Annotated in this window: 16 protein-coding genes; 6 read left to right on the top strand and 10 right to left on the bottom strand. The window is 69.6% G+C overall.

Annotated elements, in window-relative coordinates:
• Window positions 1-19 precede the first annotated feature (19 nt).
• The 4 genes from ACXYX3_RS25675 to ACXYX3_RS25660 are packed head-to-tail and all read right to left on the bottom strand — an operon-like array spanning window position 20 to window position 3,432.
• The gene (locus tag ACXYX3_RS25675) at window positions 20-1,090 is read right to left on the bottom strand and encodes an aldo/keto reductase (RefSeq protein ID WP_458609530.1); all 1,071 of its coding nucleotides are present in this window, start codon (window positions 1,088-1,090) and stop codon (window positions 20-22) included.
• Between the two features lie 39 nt (window positions 1,091-1,129).
• The gene (locus ACXYX3_RS25670; RefSeq protein WP_458609529.1) at window positions 1,130-2,386 is read right to left on the bottom strand and encodes an oxygenase MpaB family protein; all 1,257 of its coding nucleotides are present in this window, start codon (window positions 2,384-2,386) and stop codon (window positions 1,130-1,132) included.
• Window positions 2,387-2,440: 54 nt separating this feature from the next.
• Window positions 2,441-2,731: a hypothetical protein gene (locus ACXYX3_RS25665; RefSeq protein WP_458609528.1), complete on the bottom strand. Its 291-nt coding sequence runs from the start codon at window positions 2,729-2,731 to the stop codon at window positions 2,441-2,443.
• Between the two features lie 8 nt (window positions 2,732-2,739).
• Window positions 2,740-3,432 (bottom strand): GAF domain-containing protein, encoded by a 693-nt coding sequence (locus tag ACXYX3_RS25660; protein WP_458609527.1) that lies wholly within the window; start codon window positions 3,430-3,432, stop codon window positions 2,740-2,742.
• 112 nt (window positions 3,433-3,544) lie between these two features.
• Between ACXYX3_RS25660 and ACXYX3_RS25655 the strand changes: the two genes are divergently transcribed.
• A complete protein-coding gene (locus ACXYX3_RS25655; protein ID WP_458609526.1) occupies window positions 3,545-5,293 on the top strand; it encodes an MOSC domain-containing protein in 1,749 nt (582 codons plus the stop codon).
• Here ACXYX3_RS25655 and ACXYX3_RS25650 read toward each other — a convergent pair.
• Window positions 5,261-5,815, bottom strand: a complete 555-nt coding sequence (locus tag ACXYX3_RS25650; protein ID WP_458609525.1) for a DUF2231 domain-containing protein — start codon at window positions 5,813-5,815, stop codon at window positions 5,261-5,263. The two genes, ACXYX3_RS25655 and ACXYX3_RS25650, sit on opposite strands and share 33 nt — an antisense overlap.
• 87 nt (window positions 5,816-5,902) lie before the next feature.
• Between ACXYX3_RS25650 and ACXYX3_RS25645 the strand changes: the two genes are divergently transcribed.
• Window positions 5,903-6,856 carry a TIGR03557 family F420-dependent LLM class oxidoreductase gene (locus ACXYX3_RS25645; protein ID WP_458609524.1) on the top strand — a complete coding sequence of 318 codons (954 nt, stop codon included), beginning with the start codon at window positions 5,903-5,905 and terminating at the stop codon, window positions 6,854-6,856.
• Window positions 6,857-6,951: 95 nt separating this feature from the next.
• Here the strand turns inward: ACXYX3_RS25645 and malQ are convergent, their stop codons facing one another.
• Both malQ and ACXYX3_RS25635 read right to left on the bottom strand, forming a co-directional pair.
• On the bottom strand, window positions 6,952-8,934 hold the full coding sequence (malQ, locus tag ACXYX3_RS25640) for a 4-alpha-glucanotransferase (RefSeq protein ID WP_458609523.1): 1,983 nt from the start codon (window positions 8,932-8,934) through the stop codon (window positions 6,952-6,954).
• A 28-nt stretch (window positions 8,935-8,962) separates the two neighbouring features.
• Window positions 8,963-9,673, bottom strand: a complete 711-nt coding sequence (locus ACXYX3_RS25635) for a VIT1/CCC1 transporter family protein (protein ID WP_458609522.1) — start codon at window positions 9,671-9,673, stop codon at window positions 8,963-8,965.
• A 76-nt stretch (window positions 9,674-9,749) separates the two neighbouring features.
• Here ACXYX3_RS25635 and ACXYX3_RS25630 point away from each other — a divergent pair, with 76 nt between their 5' ends.
• Window positions 9,750-10,577 (top strand): LLM class F420-dependent oxidoreductase, encoded by an 828-nt coding sequence (locus ACXYX3_RS25630; protein ID WP_458609521.1) that lies wholly within the window; start codon window positions 9,750-9,752, stop codon window positions 10,575-10,577.
• 1 nt (window position 10,578) lies between these two features.
• Here ACXYX3_RS25630 and ACXYX3_RS25625 read toward each other — a convergent pair whose 3' ends face one another.
• The gene (locus tag ACXYX3_RS25625; protein WP_458609520.1) at window positions 10,579-11,049 is read right to left on the bottom strand and encodes a hypothetical protein; all 471 of its coding nucleotides are present in this window, start codon (window positions 11,047-11,049) and stop codon (window positions 10,579-10,581) included.
• Window positions 11,050-11,183: 134 nt separating this feature from the next.
• Here ACXYX3_RS25625 and ACXYX3_RS25620 point away from each other — a divergent pair, with 134 nt between their 5' ends.
• Window positions 11,184-12,647: an amidase gene (locus ACXYX3_RS25620; protein ID WP_458609519.1), complete on the top strand. Its 1,464-nt coding sequence runs from the start codon at window positions 11,184-11,186 to the stop codon at window positions 12,645-12,647.
• Here ACXYX3_RS25620 and ACXYX3_RS25615 read toward each other — a convergent pair.
• Both ACXYX3_RS25615 and ACXYX3_RS25610 read right to left on the bottom strand, forming a co-directional pair.
• Complete coding sequence (locus ACXYX3_RS25615; RefSeq protein ID WP_458609518.1) at window positions 12,644-13,474, bottom strand: formate/nitrite transporter family protein; 831 nt, start codon at window positions 13,472-13,474, stop codon at window positions 12,644-12,646. The genes ACXYX3_RS25620 and ACXYX3_RS25615 overlap by 4 nt on opposite strands.
• Before the next feature lie 43 nt (window positions 13,475-13,517).
• Window positions 13,518-14,363, bottom strand: a complete 846-nt coding sequence (locus tag ACXYX3_RS25610) for an acyl-CoA thioesterase (protein WP_458609517.1) — start codon at window positions 14,361-14,363, stop codon at window positions 13,518-13,520.
• Window positions 14,364-14,446: 83 nt separating this feature from the next.
• On the opposite strand from ACXYX3_RS25610, the gene ACXYX3_RS25605 reads away from it, so the two are divergent.
• Window positions 14,447-15,292, top strand: coding sequence for a 1-acyl-sn-glycerol-3-phosphate acyltransferase (locus tag ACXYX3_RS25605; RefSeq protein ID WP_241204499.1), 846 nt, complete (start codon window positions 14,447-14,449; stop codon window positions 15,290-15,292).
• An 8-nt stretch (window positions 15,293-15,300) separates the two neighbouring features.
• The gene (locus ACXYX3_RS25600; protein WP_458609516.1) at window positions 15,301-15,735 is read left to right on the top strand and encodes an SRPBCC family protein; all 435 of its coding nucleotides are present in this window, start codon (window positions 15,301-15,303) and stop codon (window positions 15,733-15,735) included.
• Window positions 15,736-15,746 lie beyond the last annotated feature (11 nt).

Here is a 15,746-nt window from a genome sequence, read left to right as displayed (position 1 = left end):
CGTCTCGAGCGAGACCCGGTCAGACGTCGGAGCTCTCCCGCCACAGGTCGATGCCGGATTCGATGGCGTATCGGTCGATCTCGGCGAGTTCCTCGTCGGTGAAGTCCAGGTTCTTCAACGCGCCCAGGTTCTCGTCGAGCTGGGCCACGCTCGACGCGCCGATCAACGTCGACGCCACCGTCGGCTCCCGCAGGACCCAGGCCAGCGCCAGCTGGGCCAGCGACTGACCGCGACGTTCGGCGATGGCGGCCAGGCCCCGCAGCCGCTCCAGCACGTCGTCGGTGACCTGCTCGTCATCGAAGGTCGGCCGCGCCGTCGCACGCTCCACGCCGTCGGCGGGCTGGGTGAGATAGCGGTCGGTGAGCAGGCCCTGCGCCAGCGCGGTGAACGCGATCGCGCCCATGCCCGCCGTGTTCAGCTCGGCGGCCAGACCGTCCTCGATCCAGCGGTTCAGAAGCGAGTACGACGGCTGATGGATGACCAGGGGCGTGCCCAGCCGGCGCGCGATCGCCGCCGCCTCTGCCGTCTTGGATTGCGAGTACGACGAGATGCCGACGTAGCGGGTCTTGCCCATGCGGACCGCCGTGTCGAGCGCGCCGATCGTCTCCTCCAGCGGAGTGTTCGCATCGATGCGATGGGAGTAGAAGATGTCGACGTAGTCGAGCCCGAGGCGATCGAGGGACTCGTCGAGGCTGTTCAACATATAGGTGCGGCCGCCGAGCTGACCGTACGGGCCGGGCCACATGTCCCAGCCGGCCTTGGTGGAGATCAGCAACTCGTTGCGGTACGGCTTGAAGTCTCGGCGCAGCATGCGGCCGAAGTTCTCCTCCGCCGAACCGTACGGCGGGCCGTAGTTGTTGGCCAGGTCGAAATGTGTGATGCCGCGATCGAAGGCGTGCCGCAACACTTCTCGCTGCGTGTCGAATGGCCGGTTGTCGCCGAAGTTGTACCAGAGCCCCAGCGAGATCGCCGGCAGCAGCAGCCCCGAGGTGCCCACCCTCCGGTAGGGCATCTCGCTGTACCGCTGGGCCGAGGCCACCCAGGGGTCATGGGTGAACGGAACGTCGGGGATCGCGAACTGCTCGGCCATCTGTTCATCGTAGGCGTGCGGCCCCGGTGTCCATGAGGGTCATCGTCGTAGCGGGGCCGCGGCCTCGAACTGAGCCGCCTTGCCGGCGGATTGCCAGGAGAGCCACCGCTCCCAGCGGTGCAGATTCGTCTGCTGCCACCACCGGTCCAGGGGCGGGCTGACCCGGCGCCCGATCTCCAGCGCCGTGATCACCGGTGCGCGGGCCAGCAGGAGCGCGATGCCGGGCAGCGCCGACGGCAGCCGGTAGCGGCGGCGATTCCACGGCAGCATGTACAGGCCGAGATAACCCGCCTGCACCCGGTAGTGGTACTCGGCGCGCAGCCGGCGCAGACCACGGTGCGAGGCCGTCGGGGCGAAGGCGGGCACGAAGGATTCGACGAGTTCGCGTCCGCTGTCGCCGCTGTCGTGGCTGCGGGCGGAGTCGGCCATCAGCAGGATCCGCCACGCGTCGGCGACGGTCTCGGGAAAGTAGCCGTCGCACCGCACGCCGACGAGATGTCCGCAATACCGGTTGAAGTGCAGCACCGCACGCATCTCGGCGGGAGAGGTGAGGTGGCCGAGGGCGAACAGCCCCAGCGCCGGTGCCACGCTGCCGCCGAGCAGCGTGAGCAACATCGCGGACTGGCTGATCGGCAGGCCCCAGCGCTCAGCGTCCCACTCCGGGTGTTCCCGCACCCGCTGCCGGACGCTGACGTGCATGATGCGCACGTGCAGCGAGATGCTCCGACCGAGTGAGCCGGGGGTCAACAGCGCACCCGGACGGCACACCTCGATCCACCAGCGCGACGTCTCGAGGTAGCGGTGCAGCGCGCGCTGGCCGGCGTACCCGCCCGAGAGGGACAGCGGCACCGCGAGCCAGGCCTCGGTGTAGGTGTCGGTGGTGCCGGCGTTGCCGAGGGCGCCCAGCGCATACGCCCATCGTCGCCAGACCGCGGCGCCCTGCTCGACCAGCTCGGGGTCCAGCCAGTCGGGCATCTCCTCGAACTCCGCGAACAGCGCCCGCATCGACTCAGGCGCCTCGGGGAGACTGTCGATGCCGCGGAGCTGGGCCTCCTCCACCAGATCGCGCGCGCGCCGGGCGCCCATGTGCCCGTGGTAGGTCTCGGCCACGAAGCGCTCGGCCACCGGGTCACCCTCGGTGAGGCCCGCGATGAAGGCTCGCGCCACCGTGTCGGACGGAAACGGGTCCACTCCTGTCAGCCGCCGGAGGCCGTGACGCAGCCGGGCGCGGCGGACGCCCACCTCGGGGTAGCGGAATGCAGTCGGTGCAGCGGGCGGGCGTACGGTGTCGGGCATCTGTCTGTCTTAGCGCAGGGTGGCTGCCACGGTCCGGCGGTTTAGTGGCTCTGCTCATCCTTCCTGTGGATCGTCGTCCGCGAGCGTGCCGTCGGCCTCGGTGAATTCGACGCTGTACGGGGCACGTGGCGGCGCGATCTCATCGAGTCGTTCGTTGATCGCCTGCGCCACGATGTCGTGCTGCAACGGAGGCAGCGCCAACGCACCGTTGAGATAGGCGTCGAGTTCGAACCGGCTCGCGATCCCGCCGTACGCGAAGTAGCGCAACCACAGTTCGGCAGTCGTGAGGCCTGCGGATTCGAACGCCTGCCGGAATCGTTGTTGTACGTCGCCCTGACTGACCATCTGTCTGCTCACCCTTCTGTCGCCGAGGCGACGACCCGCTCGGCGACCTGAATCAGGATGCGGCGGCTGCCGTGGGACTCCAGGACGAGCTGTCGAAACGCCTCGTCGGGACCGATCTGGTTGCGCGCCATCATGATCCCTCGGGCCATCGAGATGACGTCGCGGTTGCGCAACGTGTCTTCGAGGGTGTCGCTCATCCGTTCCGCGGCCTGCACCGTCAGGACATTGCCGACGAAGATCGCCGCCTGACGTGCGAAGCGACGCAACAGGTCTGCGTCTTTGTCGGAGTATGCGTCCGCCGCTGTGGAGTACACCTTCAGGGCCCCCAGGGAACGCTCATCCACGAGCAGGGCAGCGCTCATGAAGGACCGCATTCCCTCTGCACGTGCCGCGCGCGTCCACGACGGCCATCGTTGTTCGTCTGCATCCGGCTCCGACCGGATGAAGCGGCCTTCGCGCCACGCAGTCAAGCACGGCCCCTCGTCGAGCTGATACTGCAGATCATCGAGCAGCTCTGCGAGCGGGTCGGTGGCGGCGGATGTGATACGCCTGCCGTCCGAATCCAGCAGAGACAGACCGGCTCCGGTGCTGTGACCGATGGTGTCGGCGGCCACAGACGTCATGGTGGCCAGCGCTGTGGTGACGGTGTCCTCGGTCAGCAAGATGCCGGCCAGGCTGGCGAAGATGCCGGCCAACTCCATGTCGGGCTGCGGCTGGGAGCGGTCATCACGAGCTCCTACCCCACACGGCGTCCGTCATGCGCCCGTCGGACGGTTTCCCCTGCGCTGTGACAGCGGGAGAGAGGATGGCCGGGTGGCCACCCTGGTGTCTGTGAACGTGGGGCTGCCCCGCGACGTGTCGTGGAACGATCGCACCGTTTTCACCGGGGCCTGGAAAGATCCCGTCTCCGGACCGCGGCGGGTGCGTCGGCTCAACATCGACGGCGACGGACAGGGCGACCTCGGCGGCCACGGCGGGGAGAATCGCGCCGTGCTGGTGTACCAGATGGATTCCTACCGGCACTGGGCCCGCGAGTTCGGGCGCGACGACCTGGTGCCCGGACTGCTGGGGGAGAACCTCACGGTGGAAGGACTCCCTGATGACGAAGTCTGTATCGGTGACCGCTACCGCGTGGGCGACGCGGTCCTCGAGGTGACCCAGCCCAGGGTCACCTGCTACCGCGCCGGGATGCGGATCGGGGAGCCGCGGATGGCCGCGCTGCTGGTCGCCCATCGGCGGCCGGGGTTCTACTGCAGGGTGATCACGGAGGGCGACGTCGAAGCCGGTCAGGAGATCGTCAAGATCGCCGATGGCCCCGAGCAGATGACCGTCGCCGAGGTCGACGCATTGCTCTACCTGCCCGGCCACCCGCGCGACGGACTCGCCCGGGCGCTGCGCATCCCCGCACTCAGCCCGGGCTGGCAGGACTCCCTGCGGGCGCTTGCCGAACACGACGCCGCAGCCTCCGGCAACCCCGGCCTGGCCGCCGCCGGTCCGCCGCCCGCCTGGACCGGCTTCCGGTCGCTTGTCGTACGCGACGTCGTCGAGGAGAGCCGGTCGGTACGGTCGGTGGTCCTCGCCGATCCGGCTGACGCGCCGTTACCGAAATGGCTTGCCGGCCAATCGGTCACGGTGCGGTTGCCGCGCAGCGGCGAAGCGCCCGCCCTGATCCGTACCTATTCGCTGTGCAACGCGCCGGGCAGTCCCGCCTACCGCATCGGCGTCAAGCGCGAACCGCACGGCGCCGCAAGCGAATACCTGCACACACGGCTGCGACCCGGGTACTCGCTCGACGTCGCCGCGCCGCGCGGCACGTTCTGGTTGGCCGACGACGAGTCACCCGTCGTCCTCGTCTCCGCCGGGGTCGGGGTCACGCCGGTGTTGTCGATGCTGGCCGCTCTGGTGGCCACCGCGTCCACCCGGCCGGTGTGGTGGCTGCACGGCGCGCGCAACGGCGCCGACCACGCCTTCGCGGCCGAAGTCCATGAGGCACTGAAAGCACTGCCGCACAGCACGTCTCACGTTGTCTACAGCCAGCCCGCGTCGACAGACCGCGTGGGGGTCGACTTCAGCGCGTCGGGTCGGCTGTCGGCGGCGACGCTCGAGGTGTTGAACATCCCCCGCGAGGCCCGCGCCTATGTGTGCGGACCGCAGCCGTTCATGACCGCGATGGAAGCGGCGCTGCTCGAACACGGCCTGAACCCGTCGCGGGTGCACACCGAGATCTTCGGTGCGGGCCCGGCCCTCACGCCCGGTATCGCCGCCACCACCGTCGCTCCGCACCAACCCGACGGCGACCCGGGACCGGGGCCCGAGGTGCAGTTCGTCCGCAGCGGGCTCGCTGTGCAGTGGGGGCCCGATCGGATGAGCCTGCTCGAACTCGCCGAGGCGTGCGACGTGCCGACCCGGTGGTCGTGCCGTACCGGCGTGTGTCACAACTGCGAGACGGCCGTGCTGTCCGGGTCGGTGCGCTACGACCCCGAGCCGCTGGAACCGCCCGCCGACGGGAACGTGCTCATCTGTTGCGCGTCACCCGTCGAGCCGCTGGCGCTGGATCTGTAGCGGCGACTGCCACCGGAACATCCCCGCGCCCTGGGCATAGGACAGATGGCCGCCGAGCGCGCCGCCGATTCCCATCGCCAGAAGCCCGAGGATGGCGTAGCGGCGCGCGGCAGCCGGCTTGTCGCGTCGGTACGCGCGGTAGGCCAGCGAGAACAGCCCGACGGCCACCGCATTCGAGCCCGCATGCACCAGACCCACCCGCTGCTGCCGGCGATTCAACAACGGGAAATCGGCCCAACCGGCGAGCACCGTCGGTGGAACAGCGGCCAGACCGACGCCGAGAAGCCTGCGCGCAGCCTCCGGATCGTCGAACACGACGTCGAACAGCATCGAGGCCGACCACGCCCCGATCGGGACCGTGACCAGCAGCGGATGAACCGGGTGCCCCAGCCACGAGCCGCGCAGCAGTCGCGCGAGCCCGGTACGGGTGACGATCCGGTCCGCGACGTCCGCTGCGGCCCCGGCCGTGCCATCGAGCGAATCGAAACGTTCGACACCGGCGAGGATCTCATGCGCATTCATGCCGGGGCACTACCCCGTGGCCGCCCGTCCAATCACGTTCCACGATGTCGATGCATAGTGACACCGGGACGGGGTAACCGCGCCCGCATGGCGAAGATCGGCTACTTCCTGTCCTGTGAGCAGTACACCCCTGCGAGTCTGATCGAGCAGGCCAAACGCGCCGAGGACGCCGGGTTCGAGGCGTTGTGGATCTCCGATCACTTCCATCCGTGGAACGACGAGCAGGGCCAGAGCCCCTTCGTGTGGGGCGTGATCGGAGCGCTGTCTCAGGTCACGTCGCTGCCGGTGAGCACGGCGGTGACGTGTCCGACGATGCGGATTCACCCGGCGATCATCGCGCAGGCGGCCGCGACGGCGGCTGTGCAGCTCGACGGCAGGTTCGTGCTCGGGGTGGGCAGCGGAGAACTGCTCAACGAGCACATCTTCGGCGATCCGTGGCCATCGGTGGGCGTCCGGCTGGAGATGCTCGAAGAGGCGATCGACGTGATCCGCCTGCTGCACCGCGGCGACGAGGTCAGCCACCACGGCGAACACTACGAGGTGCAGGAGGCGCGCATCTACACCCGCACCGAGCAGCCGGTGCCCATCTATGTGTCCGGATTCGGCCCGCAGGCAGCTGAATTCGCCGGACGGCTCGGGGACGGGTTCTGCACGACGATGCCCGACGCCGAGTTGATCACGACGTTCCGCGACTCCGGTGGTGGCGACAAGCCGGTGCAGGCGGGCACGAAGGTGAGTTGGGATCGCGATGCCGACACCGGGCTCGATGCCGCGCACCGGCTGTGGGCCAACGAGGCACTGCCCGGTCAGTTGGCGCAGACGCTGCCGCGGCCGCGTGACTTCATGGCAGCGTCGACTCTGGTCCCGCGTGACATGGTGGCCGAGTCGGTGGCGTGCGGCCCAGATGCCGATGCCCACGCTGCCCAGGTGCGCCAGTACGTCGACGCCGGGGTGGACGAGGTCTACGTGCAGCAGATCGGTCCGGACCTCGACGGATTCTTCACCAGCTGGCAGCAGGACGTACTGCCGCAGTTCAGCTGACGCGGCTCGGCTCGGCTGGCATTGCACCCGGCCCAAACCGACGTTCGGGCGGGGAATGGCCGTGATTTCGCACCCGAACGTCGGTTTGGGCGCGGTCAGGACCTCCGCATCGCCTCGGTGATCGCGGCGACCCGCGGATCGGCCCGCAGCTCCTCCAGGGTTTCCGGCAGCGGAAGCCGCCAGTTCGGATACTCGTCCACGGTGCCGGGCAAATTCGGCTGACTTACCTCGCCGATGACGTCGTAGGGCGAGATCAACCTGAGTCTGCTCGGGGTGCGGGCCAGGAGCCGGTGCATCGCGAGAACGATGGCGTCGTCGTCGGTCTCGTCGGCTCCGAGGACCCCCTCGGAACGCAACAGCGCCAGCCACTCCGCCCGTTCGGCGTCGGCATTCGCCTGCTCGGCCGGCACGTCGTCGAGCAGGCCGAGGTCGGCGCGCGCCCGTACGTGCTCACCCTGCAGGAAGCCCGCGGCAGTCGGCAGGTCGTGGGTCGAGATGCTCGCGGCCGCCCGCTCGGGCCATCGTGTCGGGGGCAGTAGCGGCTCGTCCGGCTCGTCCAGGTCGCGGGTGAACCACGCGACCGCGCAGCCGAGCATCTCGTTGTCCGCCAGGTCCTGCGTCACCTCGGGCTCGACGGTGCCCAGGTCCTCGCCGACGACGGTGGCGTTGGCGCGGTGGGCTTCCAGCGCCAGCACCGCCAGCATCGCCTCGGCGTCGTAGTGCACGTAGGTGCCGCGGTCGGGACCGTCGCCCGGCGGTATCCACCACAGCCGCCACAACCCGGCGACGTGGTCGATGCGCAGCCCGTCGGCATGGGAGAGCACGGCGCGCAGCATGTCGCGCAACGGTGCGTATCCACTCTCAGCCAACCGGTCGGGCCGCCATGGTGGCAGCCCCCAGTCCTGGCCGCGCGGCGTGAAGTTGTCCGGCGGCGCGCCGATGCTGACCCCGGTCGCCAGTACATCGGCCAGTGCCCACGCGTCGGCGCCGTCCGCGTCGACGCCGACCGCGAGGTCGTGAAGCACCCCCAACGCCATTCCTGAGGACTTCGCCGCATCCCGCGTCGCACTGAGCTGCGCAGCGCACTGCTCCTGAACCCACGAATGAAAAGCCAACCGCGGAGCCAACTCTCGTCGGGCCGCGGTGATGGCCTCGCCGGACACCTGGCGCAGCGGTGCGGGCCACCGGCTCCACCGGCCACCGTGCCGTTCGGCGAGCGCACAGTAGGTGGCCCAGTCGCGCAGGCCGTCGGACGCATCGCCGGCCAGCGGATCGGGTCGTCCCGCCGAGTGCCACAGCAGCTCCAGCGCCGAACGCTTCGCCGCCCACACCAGATCGTGGTCGATGCGCGGCGTGGTCGCCGAGACGCGGAGCGCGTCGACGTCGGCACGGGTGGTGGGGTCGGCGTGCGCATAGGCCGGCAGGTCCTCGATACGCAACGCCAAGGGGTTGGCGAACCGGCGGCTCGACGGCGTGTACGGCGAGGGCTGCACCGGGTGGGTCGGGCCGGGTGCGTGCAGCGGATTGAGAAGCACCGCCCCGCAACCGTGTTCGGCTGCCGTCCAGCGGATGAATTCGGTCAGATCGCCGAGGTCGCCGATACCCCAGGAGCGTTCGGAGCGCAGCGCGTAGAGCTGCAGCATCCAGCCCCACGTGTCCGGGGCCGTGGGCACCGTGGGTGGCGCCGCGACGAGTGTGACTTCCTGGCCGTCGCGGGTGTGCAGCCGATACCACCCGGGCGCCAGATCGGCTGGGATCTCGTCGTGCACGTCGATGTGGACGCCGTCCTCGGCGACCAGCAGTGTCGCCCCGGGAACCGACCGCGCCCGACCGGTCAACCGCACGGCGAGGGTCGGTGGCAGCACCCCGGCGCGCTCACGCTCCTCGAGGCGGGCCAACTCGGCGCGGCGCTGCGCCTCGGTACCGGCCTCCACGTCGAGAAGTCCGAGCACGCGGATCACGACCTCGGCATCGACGTTCACCGGTTCTCGACGCTCGTTGCGGTAGGAGGTCGCGACGCCGTGCGCGTCGGCCAACCGGCGCAGATCGACGGGCACGGGCGGAAGATCGGGGCTCACCGCGGCTCTATACCCCGCGCGCAGATCTCTACACTGCCGCGCCGACGAGGTGCCCGATCCCATAGGTGATCAGCAGTGCGAGACCGCCACCGATCACGTTACGGGCCATCGCGCGTTGCTTGGGCGCGCCGCCGAGGGCGGCCGACACCGCGCCGGTGAGCAGAAGCGCGGCGAGGACGGCCACCACGGTCACCGGCACGCGCCACGTGGTCGGAGGTGCCAGGATCGCGATGATGGGGAGCAGCGCACCGATGGTGAAGGACAGTGCCGAGGACAGCGCAGCCTGCCACGGATTGGTGAATTCCCCAGGTGTGATACCCAATTCGGCCTCGGCGTGTGCGGTGAAGGCGTCATGGGAGGTGAGTTCCTCGGCGACGGTGCGTGCGGTGGCGGGGTTGAGCCCCTTCGCCTCGTACAGGGCGGCGAGTTCGTCCAGTTCGGCCGCGGGATCGTCGCGCAACTCGCGGCGCTCCTTGTTCAGGAGGGCCTTCTCGGTGTCGCGCTGCGTGCTCACCGAGACGTATTCGCCCAGCGCCATCGACACCGCGCCGGCGGCCAGCCCGGCGATGCCGGCGGTCAGGATCGGGCCGCGCTCCGCCGTCGCCGCGGCGACGCCGACCACCAGGCCCGCGGTCGACACGATCCCGTCGTTGGCTCCCAAGACGCCTGCACGCAACCAATTCAGCTTGGCGGCAACGGAACCGAGATGTGGTTCGTCAGGGTGGGGGTCGGTGCTCACCGGGCCACCGTAGCGAGAACGCCAGTCCGCCACCAGCAAACCTAGCCTGCCCAAACGAGGGGCTACGCTCGCGGACATGAGGTTCGGCATCGCCACGTTCGTCAACGACGACACCATCGACACCGTCTCGCTGGCGCGCGCCGTGGAGGAACGCGGCTTCACGTCGCTGGGCATCGCCGAGCACACCCACATCCCGGCGAGCCGGGACACACCGTATCCCGGCGGCGGCGATCTGCCGTCGGTGTACTACCGCACGCTGGACCCGTTCGTCACCCTGGCCGCCGCGGCGGCGGTGACCTCGTCCATCGAGTTGATCACCGGGATCGCGCTGCTGATCCAGCGCGACCCCATCATCACCGCCAAGGAGGCGGCCAGCGTCGACCTGATCTCCGGCGGGCGGTTCGTCTTCGGCGTCGGCGCGGGGTGGAATCTCGAGGAGATGCGTCAGCACGGCACCGACCCCGCGACCAGGGGCGCGCTGCTCGACGAACGCATCGAGGCGATCATCGCGCTGTGGACCACCGAACCCGCGGAGTACCACGGCCGTCACGTGCACATCGAACCGTCCTACCTACGGCCCAAACCCGTACGCACGCCGCACCCGCCGGTGTTCATCGGCGGGAACTCGGCGGCCACGGTGACCCGGATCGTCCGGCACCGGGCGGGCTGGTTGGCCAACCCGATTCCGCTGCCTGAGCTGGGTGAGCGCGTGGCGCAGATCCGCGACCGTGCCGACCACGACGTGCCGCTGAGGTTGTTCTCGGCGCCGAACGACCCCGACTACTGGCAGGGGGCAGCGGATCTCGGCTTCGAAGAAGCGGGGCGGCTACTGCCGACCAAGCCGCTCGACGACTCGCTGCGCATCCTCGACCAGTTGGCCGACAGGGTGGCGCAGTTCGGGTAGGTCAGTGAGCGGCGGCGATGCGCCGGGGTGCTCCCGCCGGCAGCGTCGGGGCGGCCGCGGGCGTGGCCACGCGGCGGCGGCGCCGTGCATCGCGCACGATCCGCCGGGTCAGCTGGCGCTCGTCGCGATCACTGATGGATCGCATGCGCTGGGCCAGGATGTCGAGCTGCTGCCAACTCAGCCCGTCGAGGTCGCCATCTGCGTCGTGGGTCGCCACGACGACGGCGCCCCGCAGGAGCGGCACGTTCTTGGCGGTGAAATTGGTTGTCGCCAGTAGTAATTCGGTTGCATGGCGGTTGACACGGCGCTGGCACCGCCCCGCTGAGGAACTGAACCAGAAGTCGATGTGACGGTCGGCGCTGCTCAGCGACTGCAGGCCTCGGTCGTGGATGAGACGGTCGATGTCGGCCCGGGTGTAGGCCCGTGTCTCATAAACCAGGCCTTTGGTGCTGAAGTACAGGATTGTGTTCATTCCGATGATCCATTCGTCACTTTCTCGGTGGTGGGTGACACGTGCAACGCGTCGTTACTGGAGTTACCCATGTGACAATTGAGACAAACCTTGATAACGATCGAAACATTCCCCTCCCGCGATACGGTCGCGTGATGGACTTCGCCGAGTACCGGACGTACGACGCCGTGGGGCTGGCCGAGCTGGTGGCCTCGAAGGAGGTGGCTGCGGAGGAGCTGCTGTCGGTCGCCAGGGAGCGCGCCGCTGCCGTCGATCCGCGGATCAACGCGATCGTGCGCGACGTGCCCGCTCCCGCGCCGGCCGACGGCCCGCTGAGCGGGGTGCCGTTCCTGATCAAGGATCTGGGCCAGGACTTCGCGGGAATGCCCACGGGGTCGGGCTCGCGGGCGCTGGCGTCGCGACCGGCCACCGAGCACTCCACGGTCGTGCGCCGCTGGCTCGATGCCGGCCTGGTGATCTTCGGACAGACCAACACACCCGAGTTCGGAGCGAAGGGGATCACCGAACCCGTCGCGAACGGTGCGACGCGCAATCCGTGGAACCTCGCGCACAGCCCCGGCGGCTCCTCGGGCGGGTCGGCGGCGGCCGTCGCCGCCGGCATCGTCCCGTGCGCGGGCGCCAGCGACGGCGGCGGGTCGATCCGCATCCCCGCGGGCTGCTGTGGACTGTTCGGACTCAAACCCGGCCGGGGTCTCGTGCCGTCCGGCCCTGCGGCCGGCGAACCGATGCACGGCGCCGCGGTCAACGGTGTCGTGTCCCGGTCCGTGCGCGACACCGCGGCCATGCTCGACGTGCTGCGCGGTGGCGAGCCCGGCGCGCCCTACCAGCCCGCGATACCCGCCGAGCCGTTCGCGGCAGGCCTGGACGCCGAACCCGCGCCGCTGCGGATCGGCGTGCGCGTCCCGTCGTCGATCACCCCGTCGCCGCACCCGGAGGCCTACGCCGCCGTCGAGAAGGCCGTCCGCTTGCTGACCGAGTTGGGCCACCACGTCGAGGAGCTGCCCGAGGCGCCCTTCGACGACGCGGCGCTGGCCCGCGACTTCCTGCTGACCTGGTTCGTCTCGCTGGCCTACGAGGTCGACGAGGCGAAGAAGCTGACCGGCGCCACTGACGGGTCCTTCGAGCGCGACACGCTGATCATGGCGGCGCTGGGCCGGGCCACCGGCGCCGTGGATTACGTCGACGCCGTGGCCCGCCGCCACGTTCACACCCGCCGGCTCACCGACTTCTTCTCGACCCACGACCTACTGCTGACACCGACCCTGGCCAGTCCGCCACCCGTGATCGGCGCGTTCGACCTGCCCGCGGCGCTGGCCCGCGGCGCCGACGTGCTGCTGAAGACCCGGACCGCGAAGATGCTGCGGTTCACCACGATCGTCGACGACATGGTCGACGACAACCTCGGCTGGGTGCCTTACACCCAGCTGGCGAACCTCACCGGCCGCCCGGCGATGTCGGTGCCGCTGCACTGGACCGCGGACGGACTGCCGCTCGGGGTCCAGTTCGTGGCGCCGCTTGCCGGGGAGTCGCTGCTGCTGCGCCTCGCCGCACAGCTGGAGCGTGCCGCGCCCTGGTTCGACCGCGTGCCTGCCCTCTAGCGTTCCTCGCCCCCTGGCGACTCGGCCTCGCGGCGTTCCTCCTTGAGCCGGTCCTTGCTGCGAATCAGGCGCAGCAGAGTGACGAGCCCCAGCCCGCCGACGATGTTCCCGAGCAGGGTGTAGCCGAACCAGGACAGCCAATCCAGATAGCCGAACGAGGTGCCGCCGGCGATCAGCGCGCCGAAGATCAGCAGCGAATCCAGGATCGAGTGGAACAGCTGCAGACCGGCCAGCAGGAACGCACCGGCGACCGCCGCGGCGATCTTGGCCGGCATCGAGTCGGTGCCGTGCTGCATGCGGGTCATCAACGTGATCACCATGCCGCCGAGCAGGGAGAGCGCGACGGCCTCGGCGTTCAGCGGGGCGTCCACGAAGTGCTGCGCCGACTCGATGGTCTGCTCGTGCAGTTTGGGGAACGCCGTCATGACCAGCCACATGATCAGCCAGCCGCCGACCAGATTCGCCGCGAGCGTGCCGCCCCACAGCTTGAACAGCTGGCCGACGCTCGCACGCTTGGCCGCCACGGTGGTGACCGGCACCAGGAAGCCCTCGGTGAACAGCTCGCTGCGGCCCAGCAGCAGCGCCAGGAAGCCGACTGAGAAGGCCAGCCCGGCAAGCAGCGGATTGCCGGTGGCCAGCAGCACCGACAGGTAGGCGAGCACACCCATCGCCACCTCGGTGCCGCCGAAGAACCCGGTGACGAGTACCTCGCGGACACTTCTGTGCATACGCTGGGTGCCCTCGTCGACCATCCGATTGAAAGCCTGCTCGAGGGCGTCCTCGATCGGGCTGTCGGAGTCGCCGAGTTTGCGCTGGTCGGTGTCCATCGCGCGCGGGTACCCGCTCAGAGCCCGCCGATATCCTGCGGTCTCACTCTCGTGGCGGTGCGAAGTACAGCTCCTGACTCACCGTGCACACCAGTCGGCCGTCGCGGTTGAACATCGAGCCGGTGCCCAGCGCCAGGGCTGCGGTGCTGCTGGGTGAGCACTGGTCGTAGAGGAGCCAGTCGGACAGATCGGCCGGGGCGTGGAACCACACCGAGTGGTCGCGCTGCAGTGAGGTTCCGATCCTGCCCCGGGCTCGGTACACCGGCTCGGTGAGCGTCACCGCCGACAGGTACGCGACCAGCGCGGCCGTGCGCACCGGAGCCTGGTCGGGCAACGGGCCGTCCGGCCGCCACCACATGAGACTGCGTGCCGGCGGCGTCGCATCGGGGGCCCCGGTGTCGACGATCCGCCGTTCGAACCAGCGCAGGCTGGCCCACTGCCCGGCCGTCGCCGCCGAGGACTCCGCCACGTGTGGCGGCACCACCGGTAGCGACTCCGGGGCCGGCACCGTCGGACACGTCGGCTGATAGCCGCCCGCCTGGGAGTCCAGCGCGGAGAACGACGACATGGCCTCGAGCAGGATCTGATCGTCCTGGCGGGCGGTCACCCGGCGCGCGGAGAAGGTGCGGCCTTCCTGCAGATCGACGACGTCGAACCGGACCGGCCGGCGCGCGTCGCCGGGCCGCAGGAAATACGTGTGCACGCTGTGCGGGGCACGGCCGGGTGCGGTCAGGCTCGCGGCCAGCAGCGCCTGTGCGGAGATGTGCCCGCCGAGGATGTGGTTGGCGGGTGCCGGCAGCTGCTCGCCGCTGAACGAGCGGGGCTCGATGCGGGTCAGCTCCAGCGAGGCGAGCACGTCGGCGAGCGAGGAGGTCGGGGATGAGCCCATGCCGGCGATCTTGCCCGACGTTCGCCAGGCCGCCGGACGGGCGGCAGGTTTACCCGCGGTCCATGGTGGTCAATCTCACTGCCATGCCCGGGTTCGGTGATGCGCTGGAATGGCTCAAACACGAGATCTCGGCGCGTGTACCGAAAGCCGATCTGGACCAGCGCGACGCCGACTACATCCTCGAGCAACTGCCCGGGTTGTGGTTGCTGGCATCGCTGTACTTCCGTGCCGACGTGCGTGGCCTGGACCGCATCCCCGCCAACGGTCCCGTGCTGATGGTCGGCAACCACAGCGGCGGCAACCTGCCGCCGGACACCTTCGTGTTCACGCTGGCGTTCTGCTCGTATTTCGGCGTCGAGCGACCGTTCTACCAACTCGCGCACAACCTCGTCGTCTCCATGCCGGGGCTGGGCGCGCTGCGCAAGTTCGGCACCGTCGCCGCCAACCACGACAACGCCACGCTCGCGCTGAAATCCGGTGCCGCACTGCTGGTCTACCCCGGCGGCGACTACGAGGTGTTCCGGCCGTCCTGGGAGCGTCACGACGTCGACTTCGGCGGTCGGAAGGGATATGTGAAGCTCGCCCGGGAAGCGGGTGTGCCGATCGTGCCCATCGCCAGCGTCGGCGGCCAGGAGGCAGCGCTGTTCCTCGACCGCGGGCAGTGGCTGGCGAAGCTGCTGATGGTCGACAGGATCGCCCGGCTCAAGAGCGTGCCGATCCTGTTGGCCCCGCCGTGGGGGCTGACGGTCAGCGACTTCGTGCCGCGACTGCCACTGCCCACCAAGGTCGTCATCGAAGTCCAGGAACCCATCGCGGCCGCCGAGATCGCCGACGCCGACGACGACGCCATCAACGACCGGGTGCTGGCGAGCCTGCGGGGCGCAGTCGATCGGCTGGGCGCCGAGCGCCGCTTCCCGGTGATCGGATAGGGGGAGCGATGCGACTGTCCCGCAGCATCGTCGTCGACGTCGAACCGCACCTGGTGTGGAAACACATCAGCGATCCCGGGTGCTATCCCGAATTCATGGCCAACCTCGAGCGATGGGAAACCGTCACCGATGCCCCTGCCGGCGTGGGTGCGCGGTACACCGTGCACTGGAAGGTGGGCTCCGTCCCCATCGGCGGGGTGATCGAGGTGTCCGAGTTCGACGAGCCGCGCGACTTGGCATGGATCGGCATCACCGGGATCACGCTGCGGGGCCGGTTCCGGATGCGCGACGCCGGTGACGGCCGCACGAAGGTGACGTTCCGGTTGGCCTACGAGGCCCCTGGGGGGCTGCTGGGACTGATCGCCGACCGTGTCGCCGCCAGTCAGGTGAGCCGCACGATGGACGAGACCCTGCGCCGCCTCAAGGATCTCGTCGAAGCCTGAGTCTGCTGTAC

It is taken from the genome of Mycobacterium sp. Panama NTM2 (assembly GCF_054355555.1).
This window is presented reverse-complemented; position numbering and strand designations above follow the sequence as displayed.